Source organism: Enterococcus sp. C63 (genome assembly GCF_040887215.1).
GTDB lineage: Bacteria > Bacillota > Bacilli > Lactobacillales > Enterococcaceae > Enterococcus_B > Enterococcus_B hirae.
This window is the reverse complement of the sequence record NZ_JBFOFI010000008.1, coordinates 91,668-108,811: the sequence shown is the minus strand read 5'-3', so window position 1 is coordinate 108,811 and position 17,144 is coordinate 91,668. Positions and strand designations below refer to the sequence as shown.

The 17,144-nt window shown below is 36.7% G+C and carries 15 protein-coding genes and 1 pseudogene; 11 read left to right on the top strand and 5 right to left on the bottom strand.

The window, feature by feature from the left end:
- Positions 1-20 precede the first annotated feature (20 nt).
- The 4 genes from AB3H90_RS12050 to AB3H90_RS12035 are packed head-to-tail and all read right to left on the bottom strand — an operon-like array spanning position 21 to position 3,364.
- A complete protein-coding gene (locus AB3H90_RS12050; RefSeq protein ID WP_034700108.1) occupies positions 21-626 on the bottom strand; it encodes a response regulator transcription factor in 606 nt (201 codons plus the stop codon).
- The gene (locus AB3H90_RS12045; protein ID WP_368016783.1) at positions 619-1,734 is read right to left on the bottom strand and encodes a sensor histidine kinase; all 1,116 of its coding nucleotides are present in this window, start codon (positions 1,732-1,734) and stop codon (positions 619-621) included. The genes AB3H90_RS12050 and AB3H90_RS12045 overlap by 8 nt, the downstream gene beginning before the upstream one ends.
- A complete protein-coding gene (locus AB3H90_RS12040) occupies positions 1,731-2,483 on the bottom strand; it encodes an ABC transporter permease (protein ID WP_096708638.1) in 753 nt (250 codons plus the stop codon). The genes AB3H90_RS12045 and AB3H90_RS12040 overlap by 4 nt, the downstream gene beginning before the upstream one ends.
- Positions 2,480-3,364: an ABC transporter ATP-binding protein gene (locus AB3H90_RS12035; protein WP_368016782.1), complete on the bottom strand. Its 885-nt coding sequence runs from the start codon at positions 3,362-3,364 to the stop codon at positions 2,480-2,482. The genes AB3H90_RS12040 and AB3H90_RS12035 overlap by 4 nt, the downstream gene beginning before the upstream one ends.
- Positions 3,365-3,949: 585 nt before the next feature.
- Between AB3H90_RS12035 and AB3H90_RS12030 the strand changes: the two genes are divergently transcribed.
- Positions 3,950-5,383 (top strand): 6-phospho-beta-glucosidase, encoded by a 1,434-nt coding sequence (locus tag AB3H90_RS12030; RefSeq protein ID WP_094940716.1) that lies wholly within the window; start codon positions 3,950-3,952, stop codon positions 5,381-5,383.
- 122 nt (positions 5,384-5,505) lie between these two features.
- Here the strand turns inward: AB3H90_RS12030 and AB3H90_RS12025 are convergent, their stop codons facing one another.
- Positions 5,506-5,874 carry a hypothetical protein gene (locus tag AB3H90_RS12025; protein ID WP_010737245.1) on the bottom strand — a complete coding sequence of 123 codons (369 nt, stop codon included), beginning with the start codon at positions 5,872-5,874 and terminating at the stop codon, positions 5,506-5,508.
- Positions 5,875-6,125: 251 nt separating this feature from the next.
- Between AB3H90_RS12025 and AB3H90_RS12020 the strand changes: the two genes are divergently transcribed.
- The 10 genes and pseudogenes from AB3H90_RS12020 to essB all read left to right on the top strand — a co-directional run bounded on the left by AB3H90_RS12020 (position 6,126) and on the right by essB (position 17,114).
- On the top strand, positions 6,126-7,775 hold the full coding sequence (locus AB3H90_RS12020; RefSeq protein ID WP_368016781.1) for a DNA mismatch repair protein MutS: 1,650 nt from the start codon (positions 6,126-6,128) through the stop codon (positions 7,773-7,775).
- Positions 7,776-8,075: 300 nt separating this feature from the next.
- Positions 8,076-9,011, top strand: coding sequence for an ABC transporter ATP-binding protein (locus tag AB3H90_RS12015; protein ID WP_010720660.1), 936 nt, complete (start codon positions 8,076-8,078; stop codon positions 9,009-9,011).
- A complete protein-coding gene (locus AB3H90_RS12010; RefSeq protein ID WP_010737247.1) occupies positions 9,004-9,774 on the top strand; it encodes an ABC transporter permease in 771 nt (256 codons plus the stop codon). Before AB3H90_RS12015 ends, AB3H90_RS12010 begins: the two co-directional genes overlap by 8 nt.
- Positions 9,775-10,034: 260 nt before the next feature.
- The gene (locus tag AB3H90_RS12005) at positions 10,035-10,553 is read left to right on the top strand and encodes a GNAT family N-acetyltransferase (protein WP_053765962.1); all 519 of its coding nucleotides are present in this window, start codon (positions 10,035-10,037) and stop codon (positions 10,551-10,553) included.
- 116 nt (positions 10,554-10,669) lie between these two features.
- On the top strand, positions 10,670-11,632 hold the full coding sequence (locus AB3H90_RS12000; RefSeq protein WP_010720657.1) for a tRNA-dihydrouridine synthase: 963 nt from the start codon (positions 10,670-10,672) through the stop codon (positions 11,630-11,632).
- A 981-nt stretch (positions 11,633-12,613) separates the two neighbouring features.
- Positions 12,614-14,104, top strand: a complete 1,491-nt coding sequence (locus AB3H90_RS11995) for an NAD(P)/FAD-dependent oxidoreductase (RefSeq protein ID WP_063627654.1) — start codon at positions 12,614-12,616, stop codon at positions 14,102-14,104.
- Positions 14,091-14,960: a phytoene/squalene synthase family protein gene (locus tag AB3H90_RS11990; protein WP_010737250.1), complete on the top strand. Its 870-nt coding sequence runs from the start codon at positions 14,091-14,093 to the stop codon at positions 14,958-14,960. Before AB3H90_RS11995 ends, AB3H90_RS11990 begins: the two co-directional genes overlap by 14 nt.
- A gap of 260 nt (positions 14,961-15,220) precedes the next feature.
- Positions 15,221-15,514: pseudogene (locus AB3H90_RS11985) on the top strand (WXG100 family type VII secretion target).
- A 151-nt stretch (positions 15,515-15,665) separates the two neighbouring features.
- On the top strand, positions 15,666-15,941 hold the full coding sequence (locus AB3H90_RS11980) for an EsaB/YukD family protein (protein ID WP_010720653.1): 276 nt from the start codon (positions 15,666-15,668) through the stop codon (positions 15,939-15,941).
- Positions 15,942-17,114 carry a type VII secretion protein EssB gene (gene essB, locus AB3H90_RS11975; protein ID WP_094940726.1) on the top strand — a complete coding sequence of 391 codons (1,173 nt, stop codon included), beginning with the start codon at positions 15,942-15,944 and terminating at the stop codon, positions 17,112-17,114.
- The last annotated feature ends 30 nt before the right edge of the window (positions 17,115-17,144 follow it).

Below are 17,144 nucleotides of genomic sequence, written 5' to 3'. Positions count from 1 at the left end.
TGATCTTAATTTGTTGTTGTTTAAATCCATCCTTGCTTTATTGCAAAATTTATCGCTTCAATTCGTGAACGTGATGCTGTTTTGCTTAGAATAGCAGAGATGTAATTACGTACAGTTCCCTCACTCAAAAATAGAGTTTGGGCAATTTGTTGGGTGCTGATGCCGGTTTTTAACAACGTTAAAATTTCAAGCTCTCTTGGGGTTAAAGGGTTTTTTTGAGTAATGAATGATTGAATAACCAATTCAGGTGAAAAAATCGTATCACCCGCCATGATTGAGCGGATCGAACGAATAAGTTCTTCACTGGGACTATCTTTTAGCATATAACCGTTGACATTGTTCTGTAAAGCTTGCTGAAAATAGTGTTCTTGCGCAAAGGTAGTCAGAACCATAATTCTCACATCCTGTTTTAATAAACGAAGCTGCTTAGCAATTTCCAAGCCAGTCAACTTAGGCATTTCAATGTCTAATAAAACGATATTTGGTTTCAATTTGATGATGTCAGATAATGCCGTATCACCATCTGTTGCAGAACCAATAACTTCAAAATCTGTTTCAAGATTCAAAATCATCGTTAATGCAGTGTTCAATAATTGTTGATCCTCTGCCAAATACAATTTAATCATGCTCATTCTCCTTAGGCAACGAAATGACAATCTTTACTCCTTGTGTTCCAGTGATCGTCAACTGTCCTTTTTCAGTTTGAATCCGTTCTTTCATTCCGCTGATTCCATAGCCGGTTGATTTTAGTTGAGTGAATCCTTGTCCATTATCTTGAATGGTAATAAAATAGGTGTCTATATTCTCGGTAAAATCAATCATCGCAATACTAGCTTTGCTGTGACGAATCATATTTGTGATGGCTTCTTTAATAACTGCGGATACTGTATGTTGAATGTTCGTCGGCCATTTTTCGGCTAGTTCCTCTCCTACAGAATGAAGCTGAATATTGGTAAGGACTAAATTTTTTTCTTCTTCTAGCATCGTTTGGGCAATTGTTCGCTCTTGTAAATTTGAAACGATCCCACGAACTAATGATAAGTTTTTTCGGGAAGTCTCAGCAATATCATGTAATTCATTGGTTGCTTGGCGTGAATCAATTGCTATTAATTTCTCCGCTAATTCAGCCTTTAATGAAATGATGGAAAACGCTTGGCCTAAATGATCATGGAGATCACGAGCAATACGATCTCGTTCATTTTGGCGCACAACTGCTTCTAAACGTTTATTTTGTTGGTTGAGGCGATAGATCCGCCGATAAGATTCCCCTACCGACTTAGCTGCTAGTGGTGTAATAATAGCAGCTATGATAGTGATACCTACATTAATGTAACTGGATGAATGGGTGAAACGAGTGGTCCACAACATAGCGCCAAGACTAATCATGACGCTTACATAATAACCAGTCAAATAATGATAGAATAAACGTTTGGTTACTGGCAGGGAGCCAATCTCCCAGACAACGAAAATAAAGAGATATCCATTTTTTTGAAAGATACCAAATAAGCAGGCAATCAATAATTGAAGGAAAACGTCCCATGTTAAAAATTTATGAACTTCATAGCCATCTCGGTAAGCTTTAAAAAAAATAACTAAAAGTAATATAAATAACCAGTCAAACCAAGAATTAAGGGGGAACAATGAATAGATCGTCGGTATTAAAAATACTAACCAGAAATAAGGTGCAATGCCGAATCGTTTTGGGAAAAATATGTGCTTTTCGAAAAAACTCATATGGTAGAAACCTCACTTTTACTTTGAAAAAAGACGACTACTTTGAACAGTACGAATAAAATAATCGTCCAAACTAAGAGTACCCCAAAACTAACAAAATTAAAACGTTGATAATTGATAAATCTTCTTAAAATTACAGCTGTTTGACAAGTTGGTAGCCAGTGTCCAACCTTTTGTACCCATGGGGGCATTATGCTAAGTGGCCACCATAGTCCGCTTAAAATTGCCATGGGAAAAACGATGAGATTACTAAGCAAATTTACTACGTTATCTGAACCTAATAGAGAGATGATCATTCCAATCAATATAAGTGGGAATGATAACAATGGAACGAGGAATAAAAGACCTATTAAATGAAACCAATTAATTGTTAGCTGATTTACTAAAATTCCAGTCATTATTAGTGCCAAAACCGAAAGTATATTTAACGATAGAAAGACGATTAACATCGATAGATAATATTGTGATTTTGAACCTGGACGTAGTGCTACAAATAAATCGAACTTTCTAGTATGATCTTCTAACAGAGTATGTGCGACTGTCATAACAGAACTAATCAATGAGCTATACACAATCATACTAATCATATAAGCGATATTCCATGTTTTCGAAGCTACTGGTTGTGTTATTACCTGAGTAAATATAAGGTAAAAGCCTGTTGGCATGGCGATACTGAATAAGAGGAAGCGCAAGTTACGGAATACGATGCGTTTATAGTTGATTTGAACTTGAAACAAGAATTTTTTCATTTACCGCTACCTCCAATTACTTTTTGAAATAAAGAAGCCAACGAATTTTGCTGAATGGCTAATTCGTCTAATTGATTAAGATAAGGAATTAAAGCTTCCATCACTACGTTTGGTTCATCAGTTATTAATTGAATATGCTGATTAGTTTTTAAACATTCTTTAACAGCTGAAATGGATGTGAATGTTTCTTTTGGTAATGGAGTGGTAAATTGGATGGTTATATGACCACTTTTTTTCCGCAATGATTTCAAGGTACCATCGTATACTAACCTAGTATCTTTTAAAATAAGGATTCGATCTGCAATCTGATCTAGTTCCTCCAGATAATGGTTAGTGATAAAAAAAGTCTTTCCATTTTGCTTCAAACGGTCAATACTTTCCCAGAATGATTGTCGACTATTACTATCCATTCCAGCAGTCGGCTCATCTAAAAAAATTAGTTGAGGGTTTCCTGCCATAGTTGTTGCAAAAGTCAACCGACGTTTTTGTCCGCCAGACAATTGATCTAAGTAACACTTCTCCTTTTCTTTTAAGTTGGCTAAGCGAATCAAGGCTTCATAAGATAATGGGTTGTGATAGTAACTACGAGCAAGATTTAAACACTCTTTGACGGTGACTCGTTCGAGTGACAAGTTTTGTTGCAACATTACACCGACTTTGTCACGGACTTTCCTGATATCTTGGGTTCCCATCACATAAGTAGTTCCTGAATTTGGTTGAATCAATTGGTTAAGTAGATTGATCAGAGTGGATTTTCCTGCACCATTTTCTCCTAATAGTGCGACAGTCTCTCCGGGTGCAATCTGAAATGAGATAGTATCTAAAATGGTTGTCCGGTTATACACCTTCGATAAGTTTTGTACATCGATTATTGGATTCATATTCTTTCCTCCTGCTGATGTTATCTTAGCTATTTTTTGAGTTGTAAAACAGTCATGGATGTCATCAGTTGGACATGACAATTGTCATGTCTAAAGAACACAGAAATGTAGACTGCTGACTGAATAGTCAAAAAGTTGTTATTATTAATTAAAGAAGTGGAGAAAAGCTAAACTACCTTGTTGATTGTTCATTATGGAAACTCTTTTCACTTATATCTACTATTAAATTTCGCTAATTTTGATGTGGGGGAGGACTTTTGTTACTTGGCAACCAACTGATTTTTTTTGGAAGTTTGTGATTCATGGGGCACGTAAATTACTTTTATCAGACGTTCTACGGTATAATAAATGACGAACATGTTTCATTCATTTTCCTCTTACAACCGATTGAAAGCGTTTGTATTTTTGTTTCAAGAAAGATACTTAGATGCTTGGAGTATACTTTCGTTGATATCATTGATTGGAAAACGATACCTGATGCGCTTGTCACTAAAGTTTTTTCTGACAAGTGTGCATTTGGTGGTGTTCTAACTTCGTTTACTAAAGCAATTGAAATAAATTTGAGATGAAAAAGGAGCGGATAGGATGGCTTTTCCAGAGAATTTTTTATGGGGCGGTGCATTAGCAGCCCATCAATTTGAAGGTGGTGTAATTGGAACATCAAAAGGGCTTTCGGTGGCTGACGTGATGACAGCTGGCTCACATGGTGTACCTCGAGTAATTACAGATGGAGTTGTGGAAGGTAATTATTATCCCAATCATGTAGGGATTGATTTTTACCATCGCTATAAAGAAGATATTGCACTGTTTGCTGATCTTGGGTTCAAATGTTTTCGTACATCGATTGCTTGGTCACGTATTTTTCCAAATGGAGATGAGCTGGAACCTAATGAAGAAGGGCTTCAATTTTATGACGATGTCTTTGACGAGCTGTTGAAATATGGAATCGAACCGGTTATTACATTGTCCCATTTTGAAATGCCCTATCATATTGCCAAAGAATATGGTGGATTTATGAATCGTCAAACGATCGATTTCTTTCTTAAGTTTGCAGAAGTGGTATTTAAGCGCTATCAAAATAAGGTGAAATACTGGATGACATTCAACGAGATCAACAACCAAATGAACTATTCAAATGATATTTTTGGTTGGACCAACTCAGGGGTTCATTTTGGCGATTATGAAAATCCAGAAGAAGCGATGTACATTTGTGGCCATCATACGTTAGTTGCTTCTGCTAAGGCGGTTAAACTAGGAAAATCAATTAATCCAGATTTTGAGATTGGGAATATGATTGCGATGGTTCCTATTTATCCATTTTCTTCTCGACCAGCGGATCAAATCTTAGCGCAACAGATGATGCATGATCGTTGGTTCTTCTGTGATGTACAAGTTCGTGGACACTATCCAAATTATGCCCTTAAAATGTTTGAGCGTAAAGGGTACCAGATCGATATAACAGAAGCAGATCGACAAGCACTCGCTGAAGGTACAGTGGATTATATCGGTTTTTCATACTACATGAGTAATACGGTCGATTCGCAAGTCCATCAAGATGTTTCAACGAATGTTAGTGGTGGAAGTACGTACTCCGTAACGAATCCATTTATTAAGGAATCCGACTGGGGGTGGGCGATCGATCCAGAAGGTCTCCGTTATTCATTGAATGCTTTTTATGAGCGTTATGAACTCCCATTATTTATTGTTGAAAATGGGTTTGGTGCCATTGATGTTTTGGAGGCGGATCACACGATTCATGATCCTTACCGTATCGAATATTTACGTAGTCATATCCAAGAGATGGAAAAGGCGATCAATGAAGATGGTGTCGTGCTTTTGGGTTACACGCCGTGGGGTTGTATTGATTGCGTGTCATTTACAACAGGGGAGATGAAAAAGCGTTACGGTTTTATCTATGTTGATCGGAACAATGATGGTTCTGGTACGCTAGAAAGGTATAAAAAAGACTCCTATGATTGGTATAAGCGGGTAACAACCTCTAATGGAACAGAGCTTTAGACGAGCAAACATGTAAATAGACCACAAAAAATCAGCTGGTTGTTTTCAAATCAGCTGATTTACTATTTATTTGTATTAAATTGAAAGAGAGTAAAAAGTTTATGCAAGTTGACCAACCTTATTTATAGAACCGTTTTTATTTTTTCCCATAAGTGATCCAGATCCATTGTTCCGTACTCTGCTTTAGAAATAGCTATCACTGGTATCTGAGGGAATTTCTTTTCAATTTCTTCTTTGGCATAGGCAAACGTTGGGGTTAGTAAAATAATATCTGCTTCCGAGGCGTGTTCGTCTATCTGACTTGCTTCATATATTTTAAGAGCCCAAGATTGATTTTTTTCTCTTAAAAACTTCGCTAATTTCATTTCTAAGAACTGGGTTTGCAAACTACCATTGGTAGAAATAAAATTAAAAGACAGATCAAAAATGACAATAGTTTTCATTTTTTGTTCCGCATGTTTTTGAGGATTGTTCATCGAAGTAGTAGCCATTTGTTTTCTTCCTTTCGTTTCACCTATTCGTTATCTCTAGTATACGACAATTATTTTGTAAGCGCTATTTTAAGTTGGTGGAAATAAGTGTGCTTTTTCTTTTAATTTCATTTCATATAGCTACATAGTGAATAAATTGAATAAATATGAATAAACAGCTATTTTATGTTGAACTTTCATTATTCAGCTCATAAAAGGGGTCAAACAATGCTATACTTTATCCAATGGAAAACAGAATAGGAGAAAAATGTATGGATCAAAAAACATTTATTGTGCTATTGATTTGTGGCGTGATCGTTTTGCTCATTGCTCTAGATTTCAATGCGCGTCGAAAATTAAAAGAAAGTGTCCATCAGAAGTGGGGAAGAGTGCCTTATCAACCTCGATTTGATAAAGAAAAAAGTTTAAAGGAAGCGTGGCTCACAGAAAAAGAATTTCGTTCATGGTCAAGTGAAGTGGATGACTTGACGTGGTACGATTTGGATATGTTTGAAGTTTTTGAAGGCATCAACCTGACATACTCTAGTATTGGTTCGGAAGCTTTATATCAACGGCTGAGGAGCTTTAACTTTGGGGAAGATCAACGATTAGAAAAGTTAATTGCTTTTTACCAAGAAAACCCTCAAACAAGAGAAAAAATCCAATATCAATTTGCACGACTAGGGAAAAAAGATGGTAATTTTACGAAGCAATATTTAGCGGATGGCCAAAGTAAACAGATCGGACATGTCGGCTTTTATACTTTTTTAGGTCTTTTACCGATCATTGGTTTAATTTTATTATTATTTGGACAAGTCTTAGGTATCTATCTAGCGATTGGTAGTTTGATTTTTAATACACTTTATTATCAAGTCAAGAAACAGACATTGGAAACTGAGATTAATAGTATGGGTTACCTAGTCTCAACGATCTCAACAGCGAATCAAGTAGCAAAGATTGCTACACCGGTTCAAGATGAATTACGGCAAAATGTTAAACCGTTAAAAGATATTCCTAAATTTGGTTTTTCTTTTCGAGTTAAGAGTGGTTCGGAAGCAGAAATTTTATTTGATTATGTCAATATGATGTTCATGTTGCCGTTTATTTCTTATCACTTTGTTATTAGCAGGTTAGAGAAAAAAACGAAAGAAGCAATGAAGGTTTGGGAATTATTGGGAGAAATGGAAGTAGCGGCTGCGGTTCTCAACTATCGTACTTACATGCCCATTACCTGTCAGCCAGAATTTACGGATAATGGCGTAGAGGCAGAAGACCTCTATCATCCTCTCTTGAAAGAAGCGGTAGTGAACCCGGTAGATTGGCATCAGAACATCTTAGTGACGGGCTCGAATGCTTCAGGTAAATCTACTTATGTAAAAAGTATTGCGATCAATTGTATCTTAGCACAGACGATCCAAACAGCCCTCGCAGAAAAATTCACCTTGCAGCACGGTCACGTACTGACTTCTATGGCGATCGAAGATGACTTGTTTGCAGGAGATAGTTATTTTGTTTCAGAAATCAAATCGATTAAACGTCTACTAGATCAAGTGGAAAAAGGGGAAAGATGTTATTGTTTTGTGGATGAGATTTTAAAGGGAACCAATACGATCGAACGGATTGCTTCTTCTGCAGCAGTAATAAGATGGTTGGCAGATTACCCTTCACTAGCTTTTGTGGCAACTCACGATATTGAATTGACTGAGATCTTGAAAAATGAATGTGAGAATGTCCATTTTGAGGAACAGGTCACAGCAGAAAAAGGAATCAGTTTTGATTTTAAATTAAAGCAAGGTCCAGCAAAAACCAGAAATGCGATTGCATTATTGAAAGTCTTAAATTATCCGGAAAAACTAGTTGCGGATGCAAAAGAAGCGGCAACATTTTTTGATCAACATCGAAAATGGGAGATTTTTGACTAAAACGTACGGACTTAATATGTCAGGCTTGAATGGTTTGTCGCAAACTCATTTATATTAAAAAAGGAAGAAAGCGTGCCTTTTCCTGATGGAGAAATCATGCTTTCTTCCTTTTTGGAAATGGATAAAAGGATTCATTTATTTTAGTAGAACAATTGATCGAAAGAAGATGAAATGATTGATTTTATATTGGATGCTCGAATACATAAAATTCTATTTTATTTTGAAAACTTTATTCATTTTCTTTCAATCATTCCATGTTACAATAGAGAATCAGATGGAAAAAAGGAGATCGTTAAAAAAATGACACAGGCTCTTGAAATAAAGAATTTAAAAAAAGTATACGCAACGGGAGTTGAAGCGTTGCGAGGGATTGATTTAACGGTGGAAGAGGGCGATTTTTATGCCTTGCTTGGTCCTAATGGTGCGGGGAAATCTACGACAATTGGGATCATCACTTCACTTGTGAATAAAACTTCTGGTGAAGTAAAAGTGTTTGGTTATGACTTGGATACTGATTTGGTTCGTGCCAAACAACAAATCGGATTAGTACCGCAAGAATTCAATTTTAATCCTTTTGAAACAGTTCAACAGATCGTAGTGAATCAAGCAGGATATTATGGTGTTTCACGACAAGAAGCAATCAAGCGTAGTGAAAAATACCTTAAACAATCCAATCTGTGGGAAAAAAGAAATGTTCGTGCGCGCATGCTTTCTGGTGGGATGAAACGGCGACTGATGATTGCTAGAGCATTGATGCATGAACCGAAACTATTGATTTTAGATGAACCTACTGCAGGTGTAGATATTGAACTAAGACGTGAAATGTGGGAGTTCTTGCGAGAATTAAATGAACAAGGTACCACGATTATTCTAACGACTCATTATTTGGAAGAAGCCGAAATGTTGTGTCGGAATATCGGGATTATCCAATCGGGTGAATTGATTGAAAATACAAGTATGAAATCATTACTTTCTAAATTACAATTTGAAACGTTTATTTTTGACTTAGCACCGTATGAACAAGCGCCAGTTCTACAAGGGTACACTAGTACGTTTGAAGATGAGCGGACCCTTGCTGTTGAAGTAGAACGGGATCAAGGGGTCAACGGAATCTTTGATCAATTAAGTGAACAAGGGATAAAAGTGCTTTCGATGAGAAATAAATCGAATCGCTTAGAAGAATTATTCTTGAAAATCACGGAAGAAAATGGTCATGTGGAGGAAAAAAATGTTTAGTCTTTATTTTACAGCTTTAAAAAGTTTAGCCATCAAGGAAACCAATCGCTACTTGCGGATTTGGGTCCAAACACTGGTACCACCAGTGATTACCACTTCACTTTATTTTGTGATCTTTGGGAAAATGATTGGCGGACGTATTGGTGATATGGGTGGATTTTCCTACATGGAATTTATTGTTCCAGGGTTGATCATGATGTCCGTTATCACTAGTTCTTATTCCAATGTTTCGTCTTCATTTTTTTCTCAAAAATTCCAGAAAAATATTGAAGAAATTTTAGTTGCGCCCGTTCCCACACATGTGATTATTTGGGGATTTGTGATTGGTGGACTGGGTCGTAGTATCTTGGTTGGGGCGTTGGTAACGATGATTTCACTATTCTTCGTTCCGCTAAATGTCTTCTCTTGGGGCATCGTGATTGTTACTTTGCTGATGACATCGATTTTATTTTCACTAGCGGGTTTGATCAATGGGATTTTCGCACAGTCGTATGATGATGTGTCGATCGTGCCGACCTTTGTCCTTCAGCCATTGACATACCTCGGTGGTGTCTTTTATTCGATCTCTATGTTGCCACCAATCTGGCAGGCAATTTCTAAAGTTAATCCGATCGTTTACATGATTTCAGGATTTCGTTATGGGTTCCTTGGAACGACAGATGTACCCATCATGATTTCGATCACGATTCTTGTGTTATTTAGTTTAGTGCTTTATTCACTATGCTGGTATTTAATCAATAAAGGTAGAGGGTTAAGAAGCTAGAGTTTGTGAAATGATCAAAAAAACTTATTCGGTTTTCTACAGAAACGGATTGATTTGATCAAATTTTTGGTAATAGACAAGAAATAGTTGAGGCTAGGATAGATGCTTATCCTAGACTTTTTTTGTTCGATTAAAGGACTTCCTCATACAAATTTAGACGATCTACTCTTAAATTAACTAAATATAATATGTTAAAATGATAACTAAACTTTAGTTTTTAGTGTTTTATCTAGTATAGAAAAATAAAAAGGGGATATGGAATGACAATTGAATTTCGCGAAACGACGTTAACTGATGTGCCAGCCGTCATGAAAATCATTAATGAAGCAAAACGGTTATTAGCTTCCGCTGATAGTCCGCAATGGCAAAATGGTTATCCAAATGAAGAAACGATCAGGCAAGATATCGAAAAAACATGGTCTTATGTTTTGGTAGTCGATGGAATCATTGCTGGAACATTAGCCTTACAAAAAACACCTGATAAAAATTATCAAGAAATCTTTGAAGGAAGTTGGGAAAAAGCTGATGCGCCCTATACAACAATCCATCGCATTGCACTAGCTGATGCATTTCGCGGACAAAAGCTGGCTTACCGACTCGTTGAGTATGCAGAAGCAGAAACAAAGGCCTTAGGAATGGCACAAGTAAGAGTTGATACGCACAAAAAGAATACTAGTATGCAACGTATCATGGCTCATTGTGGGTTTGAGTTACGTGGTATCGTCTATGTCGACGATGAGATAGACAATGAACGATTGGCGTATCAAAAATTGCTTTAGTAAAGGAAGCAGTGGTTTTGCTTCTTTTGTTGATTCCTAGTATAATGACTCTGTTTTTTAGAATAGCGAACGAAGAGTATTACATGGCGAAACTACAATGAAATGGAGAGTTATCAGTGAAAGAAAATTTTTGGGCAGAATTACCGAAGCCCTTTTTTATATTAGCACCAATGGAGGATGTCACAGATGTGGTGTTTCGACATGTTGTGCAGGCGGCAGGAGCGCCCGATGTGTTTTTTACAGAATTTACAAATTCCGATAGTTTCTGCCATCCTGATGGTAAAGAAAGTGTCAGAGGTCGCTTGACATTTACCGAAGATGAACAGCCGATGGTTGCTCATATCTGGGGTGATAAACCAGAATTTTTTAGACAAATGAGTATCGAACTAGCAGAAATGGGTTTTAAAGGGATCGATTTGAATATGGGATGTCCGGTTCCTAACGTTGCTGAACGTGGGAAAGGGAGTGGCTTGATTCTTCGTCCGGAAGTTGCAGCGGAACTGATCGAAGCAGCGAAAGCAGGAGGATTACCTGTAAGCGTCAAGACAAGAATCGGCTATACAGAACAAGAAGAGTTGGAAGGTTGGTTGAGTCATTTATTGAAACAAGATATCGCCAATCTTTCTGTTCATTTACGTACGAGAAAAGAAATGAGTAAAGTAGATGCGCATTGGGAGTTGATCCCTCAAATCGTAGCATTAAGAGATCAACTTGCGCCACAAACGTTGCTTACGATCAATGGCGACATTCCTGATCGGCAAACGGGCTTGGAATTAGTTGAAAAATATGGTGTAGACGGGATTATGATCGGTCGTGGGATCTTTAAAAATCCTTTTGCTTTTGAAAAAGAACCAAGGGAACATTCAGCAACTGAATTGATTGATCTTTTACGTCTGCAATTAGATCTCCAAGACCAATATGCCAAAGAAATCCCCCGTTCAATGACTGGGCTACATCGTTTCTTTAAAATCTATGTCAAAGGATTTCCGGGCGCAAGTGACTTACGTGTTCAATTAATGAATACTAAATCGACCGACGAAGTCAGAGCGCTTTTAAATGCTTTTTCTAATCAAGAGTAACCGATGAAAATTTCAAGAATACTGTATTCTGTTTGTATTTTTGAATCTTATAAAAGAAATCAGAGTAGATAAAACGCCGAATGATCCGAATGAATTTTCGTGATCATTGGGCTTTTTTTTGTAAAAGTAGTTATTTAATGAGAAATTTGAATGGCAAATGAGACAAAACTTGTCACAGTCTCTTCTAGTATCTCTAAAAACGAATAAACGGTGTTCAAACATCAGCTCCTTGAAATAAGCCTGAATTTTTCAAAACATGAGAAGCTGTTTCAAAAAATTCTTTCTTATTGTCATCAGAGCTACCCGATGTTTTCACGACCTCTGATTCACGGCGTTCAAGAAGCAACTCCTCAAGAATAAGCGATGATTTTCTAAAATATGAGGAGCTATTTTAAAAAATCCTCTCTTATTCGCTCGGGGCTAAACGCTTCTTTCACAGCCTCTTGCTAAACGGTGTTCAAACATCAGCTCCTTGAAATAAGCCTGAATTTTTCAAAACATGAGGAGCTGTTTCAAAAAATTCTTTCTTATTGTCATCAGAGCTACCCGATGTTTTCACGACCTCTGATTCACGGTGTTCAAAGAGCTGACCTTCGGCGATAAGTCAAAAAATCTCAAAACATGGGAAGCTGTTTCGAGATTTCCATCCTTAATGCTCCTGCGATTACTCGTCGCAGTTTTTACTTGGTGAGCGCTCAGGTCAAAACACTCTTTTCACGACCTCTTGTTCACGGTGAGACAAAAGTAGCATCTTCGGAAAATTTGCTGAAATTTACCAAAAATTTGAGAAGCACCAAGTAGGTAACAATCAACATCAAAAACTAGTTTTTGTGTTTCTTGTCAATTTTCGGAAATTCCTTCTTATTTCTTGATGCTAAACACTTTTGTCTCAACCTCTTTGAGCATATTAGTTTATCACTTGATAAATTTTGCGTTATCATTAAATTTATCAAGTGATAAAAAAGGTAAGTAGGTGATCCCATGAAAAAAATTATTGTCATTGGGGCGGGAGTAGCTGGATTAAGTGCCGCAGTTCGGTTGCAAAAGCTAGGATATGAAGTCACACTGTACGAAAAAGATCGTCAAGTTGGCGGGAAAATGAATCAAATCAAAACGGCAGGATTTACCTTTGATTTAGGACCAACGATTGTGATGATGCCAGAAATTTATCGGGAAGTATTTGAATTTTGTGGGAAAGACCCCGATGACTACATTCCAATGAAAAAAGTTGATCCAATGTTAAAACTGTATTTCAACAAAGAGGAACCAATCGAGTTTTCCAATGATTTAATTGAATTGACAAAGACGTTGGAAAACATTTCGCCAGAAGATACACAAGGTTATTTCGCATTTTTAGCAGATATCTATCAGCGATATACGATCGCAAAAGAAGCCTTTATCACGAAATCATTTCGTGGTTTTTGGGATTTTTATAATCCTAAATCATTATGGGCAGGGATCCGCTTGCGGACATTCAGCGATGCGTATACGTCTATTTCTAAATTTGTGAAGGATGACCGTTTGCGTAAATCATTGGCTTTTCAAACACTTTATATCGGGGTATCGCCTTATCAAGGACCCTCTTTATATACGATTATTCCAATGATCGAATTATTTTATGGTGTTTATTTTATTGAAGGTGGAATGTATACGTTAGCGACTTCATTGGCTCGATTGTTTGAAGAATTAGGTGGAAAGATCGTTTACGAAACATCAGTAGATGAAATCCTAATTGACAATAAGATCGCTAAAGGGATCCGAATCGGGAAAGAACAAGTGATGGCTGATGCTATTGTATGTGGCGCTGATTTTCCTTATGCGATGAAGGAATTAATTCCTGATGAAAGAAAACGGGGAAAGTATACAAATAAAAAAATCGCTAAATTTGAATATTCATGTTCTTGTTTTTTGATGTATCTTGGCTTAGACAAGAAATACCCAGAGGAACACTTGCATAGTATTTATTTTGCAGAAGACTTTAAACAAAATGTGGATGATCTCTTTGAACGAGGAAAGTTACCAGATGATCCATCTTTTTATTTGTACCGACCGTCATTGATGGATGATTCGCTTGCACCTGAGGGTCAGGAAGGCTTATATGTCTTAGTACCAGTACCAGAATTGTCAAAATATGAGAAGTGGACGGAACAAACGATGCAAGCCTATCGCCAAAAAATCATCCGATTGCTCAAAGAAAAGACGATTTTTAAGGATATCGATGAGCATATCGTATCCGAAACATTGATCACGCCCAAAGATTTTTCTGAACGTTTCAATGCTTATAATGGAGCGACTTTTGGCTTAAAACCGACATTGAAACAAAGTAATTATTACCGCCCGCATAACAAATTTTCTGCAGCAGAAAATTTATATTTTTGTGGGAGTAGTACCCATCCTGGCGCAGGGGTACCAATTGTTATGCAAAGCGCAAAATTAGCGGTAGAGGAGCTGTTGAGAGATGATAACCATTAACAATGATCCTTTTCAAGAATACCAAAAAGATTTTGCCTATTGTGAATCAATCATCAAGAAAAATTCAAAATCGTTTTACCTGGCTTTCTCACAGTTGCCTAAACGAAAAGCTCAAAGTGTCTATGCCGTGTATGCGTTTTGCCGACGTGCAGATGATTTGATTGATCGCGACAACAATCAAGCGGGATTGAGACAGTTAGAACGGCAATTGCTAGATTTTAATGAGGGAAAGGTTCCCAACGATCCAGTCTGGCGTGCGCTATCAGTGGTCTTTGACAATTTCCCCATGGTAACCGCTCCTTTTTTTGATATGCTGACTGGTCAACGAAAAGATGCTGATTTTAAGCAACCAGAAACAAGAAAAGATCTTGAAGAATATTGTTATTACGTTGCAGGTAGTGTAGGTTTGATGTTGCTTCCGCTTTTAACTGAGCGCCCAGCTGACATCGTTGTACCAGCTAAAAAATTAGGAGAAGCGATGCAGTTAACGAATATTTTACGAGATGTTGGAGAAGATTATCAAATGGGGCGAATCTACCTGACAAAAGAAGACATGACTAGATTTGGGGTGGCAACTACCATGTTAAAAGAAAAGCAAGCCCAAACACAATTAGTCGCTTTATGGGAATCACTGGCTAAGCAGGCTGAAAACTTATATGAAGAATCATTTGAAATGTTTCCTCTTATTACAGAAGATTGTCGTCAAGCACTTGCCAGTGCTGCGTTTATTTATCGTGAGCAATTAAATATCGTGAGAAAACAGCATTATTCTTTATTTGATAATAAGAATAAAGTTAGTCATTATCGAAAAGTACAGCTTTTAAAAGAGGTCAAAAGTTATCTCAAAAGCTATTGAACCGTCTGATTATTAAAGAACCGAATATAAATTCAATATTGTTGTTTTCAAACGATCATTAGTTGAAAAAATTGAAAGCAATGAGCCCGAGACCAAAAAGGTTGTCGGGCTTTTTATCACTTTTTTGTTACATAGGTCTTTCTATGCGAGAAAAATTTTCAGATAAAAATAAAGATTTAGCGGAATATTTTAGAACTTGTCGTATATTATTCATGACCAAGGTAATCGTTTTACCAACTAAATGCTAGGAGGATGGAAGAATGGGACCAATTGCAGTTACGCCTGATCAATTAAAATCACAAGCGAAGATCTATCAGCAATCAGCGCTCCAAATACAAGAGGCTATCCGAAAAGTAAATACGATGAACCAGCAAATTGCACATAATTGAAAAGGACAAGCTTTTCAAGCATATCTTGATCAGTATCACCAGTTAGAAGGTAGCGTTAAACAAATGACACAATTATTTGAAAGTATTTATGAGCAACTCAACAACTATGCGAATACCGTCTCAGAACGGGATCGTCAAGATGCTCGGAATTTTGGGTTGCTATAGCGTTTATCAGTAAAAACCAATCTTCGTTTGACTTGTACCCATTAAAGCAGCAAATGTCAGTTGTTTTTTAGCTATTTTCATTTGGTTTTTGTTTTGATTCCTTGACTTTGAATGTAAAAAATAAGCCATACATGAAAAAAGGGGTAACTCAATGAAACAGGGAATAGTCATTGATATTTGTTTGCAAATCGAACAGCAAACGATCGACTTGCAAATACCTAGGGAAATAACCATTAGGCGCTTAAAGGAATTATTTGTGAACGCGCTTCAGGTTTCTTCGATCGTGCTACCGGCTGCGTTCGATTTAGAAGTGACAAATAAATCAATACGATTGAATGAAGAATTTCTTTTATCAGATTATCCAATTAGTCATGGTGACCAACTGTTAATCAAGCCACGTATCCTTAATGGTGGTGACAACAAGTAATTGAAGAGCGAAAAGGATGTATTTAAAAAAGAAGGTATTAAAATAACCGATGAACGAGTGGAAATTCAGCTACAAGCGAATCAATATGCGCTGGATCAGATCGAACAATATACATTTTTTTTAAAACCTAAAAGAAATTTACTGGCAGGTGACGTTAGCCATTTATCTACAGAAAAATTAATCATTCAATACAAAAAAACAAATCAAATGAAGTGTTTCTCACAGGTTTTGATTAAATTAGATTTTTACCAACGATTATTGCTTGCCCAAAAAGTCAATCAATTGTGTGATTTTATGAATGGACCGATCCAACCATTGTTTCATCCCGATAATTTGTTTCTGTTTGGAGAAGAGATTTTTCTTGCACATCGAGGATTTATGCAAGTTATCGCTCCATATACGGTCACTGAAAATGATTTTCTGAAGCAATATCGGGCACTGGTGTTGGCTATCTTATATCCTAATTTGAGTTATGAGAGTTTAAATGGAGGAAGTGAAGGATTAACAGATGACTTGTCGAAATTGCTCCATGGAGCAAAAAATGTAACAGAAATCAATCAGATTATTAGCGACCAAATCGAAACACAAAAGGAGATTCGAGCGACAGAATTACGTGTGGTCAGTAGGAAAAATTACTTTATTTTTAAATGGGGTAGCCTTTTATTCAGCTTGTCAACCATCCTTTTTGCTTTATTAACAGGAAATTATGCGTTTTATCAATTACCACAGATAGAACGGAGCGTGGATGCACAAGCAAAATATATAGCCAAGGATTATGCAGGTGTTTTAACGGCTTTAGCAGATGTATCCCCCAGTTTGTTTTCTCAAAGTATCAAATATATAGTGGCTGTTAGTGTCATTCAATTAGATCATTTAACTTCATTAGAAAAAACAGCTATTTTAAATCAATTATCTCAAGAGTCAAGTGAGAATCGTTTGCTTTATTGGATTTACATTGACAGAAATAATCTCCAACAGGCATTGGATATCGCTCAAAACATTGGAGATGAGCAGTATCTTTTGCATGTCTATACTAAGTTATATCTGACAGTAAAAATGAACGATCAAATGAGTGGTGAAAAAAAGCAAAAATTACTAAAAAACTATCAAGAAAAAATTAGTCAATATAGCAAAAAGCCAGGAGAGAATAAATCTGAAAATCCCACAAAATAAGACACTATGCACCGAAAATCAGATGAATAT

Bases quoted from the DNA above. Each gene is read 5' to 3' on its own strand.
- AB3H90_RS12050 (WP_034700108.1), bottom strand. From the start codon at position 626: ATGATTAAATTGTATTTGGCAGAGGATCAACAATTATTGAACACTGCA.
- AB3H90_RS12045 (WP_368016783.1), bottom strand. From the start codon at position 1,734: ATGAGTTTTTTCGAAAAGCACATATTTTTCCCAAAACGATTCGGCATT.
- AB3H90_RS12040 (WP_096708638.1), bottom strand. From the start codon at position 2,483: ATGAAAAAATTCTTGTTTCAAGTTCAAATCAACTATAAACGCATCGTA.
- AB3H90_RS12035 (WP_368016782.1), bottom strand. From the start codon at position 3,364: ATGAATCCAATAATCGATGTACAAAACTTATCGAAGGTGTATAACCGG.
- AB3H90_RS12030 (WP_094940716.1), top strand. From the start codon at position 3,950: ATGGCTTTTCCAGAGAATTTTTTATGGGGCGGTGCATTAGCAGCCCAT.
- AB3H90_RS12025 (WP_010737245.1), bottom strand. From the start codon at position 5,874: ATGGCTACTACTTCGATGAACAATCCTCAAAAACATGCGGAACAAAAA.
- AB3H90_RS12020 (WP_368016781.1), top strand. From the start codon at position 6,126: ATGGATCAAAAAACATTTATTGTGCTATTGATTTGTGGCGTGATCGTT.
- AB3H90_RS12015 (WP_010720660.1), top strand. From the start codon at position 8,076: ATGACACAGGCTCTTGAAATAAAGAATTTAAAAAAAGTATACGCAACG.
- AB3H90_RS12010 (WP_010737247.1), top strand. From the start codon at position 9,004: ATGTTTAGTCTTTATTTTACAGCTTTAAAAAGTTTAGCCATCAAGGAA.
- AB3H90_RS12005 (WP_053765962.1), top strand. From the start codon at position 10,035: ATGACAATTGAATTTCGCGAAACGACGTTAACTGATGTGCCAGCCGTC.
- AB3H90_RS11995 (WP_063627654.1), top strand. From the start codon at position 12,614: ATGAAAAAAATTATTGTCATTGGGGCGGGAGTAGCTGGATTAAGTGCC.
- AB3H90_RS11990 (WP_010737250.1), top strand. From the start codon at position 14,091: ATGATAACCATTAACAATGATCCTTTTCAAGAATACCAAAAAGATTTT.
- AB3H90_RS11980 (WP_010720653.1), top strand. From the start codon at position 15,666: ATGAAACAGGGAATAGTCATTGATATTTGTTTGCAAATCGAACAGCAA.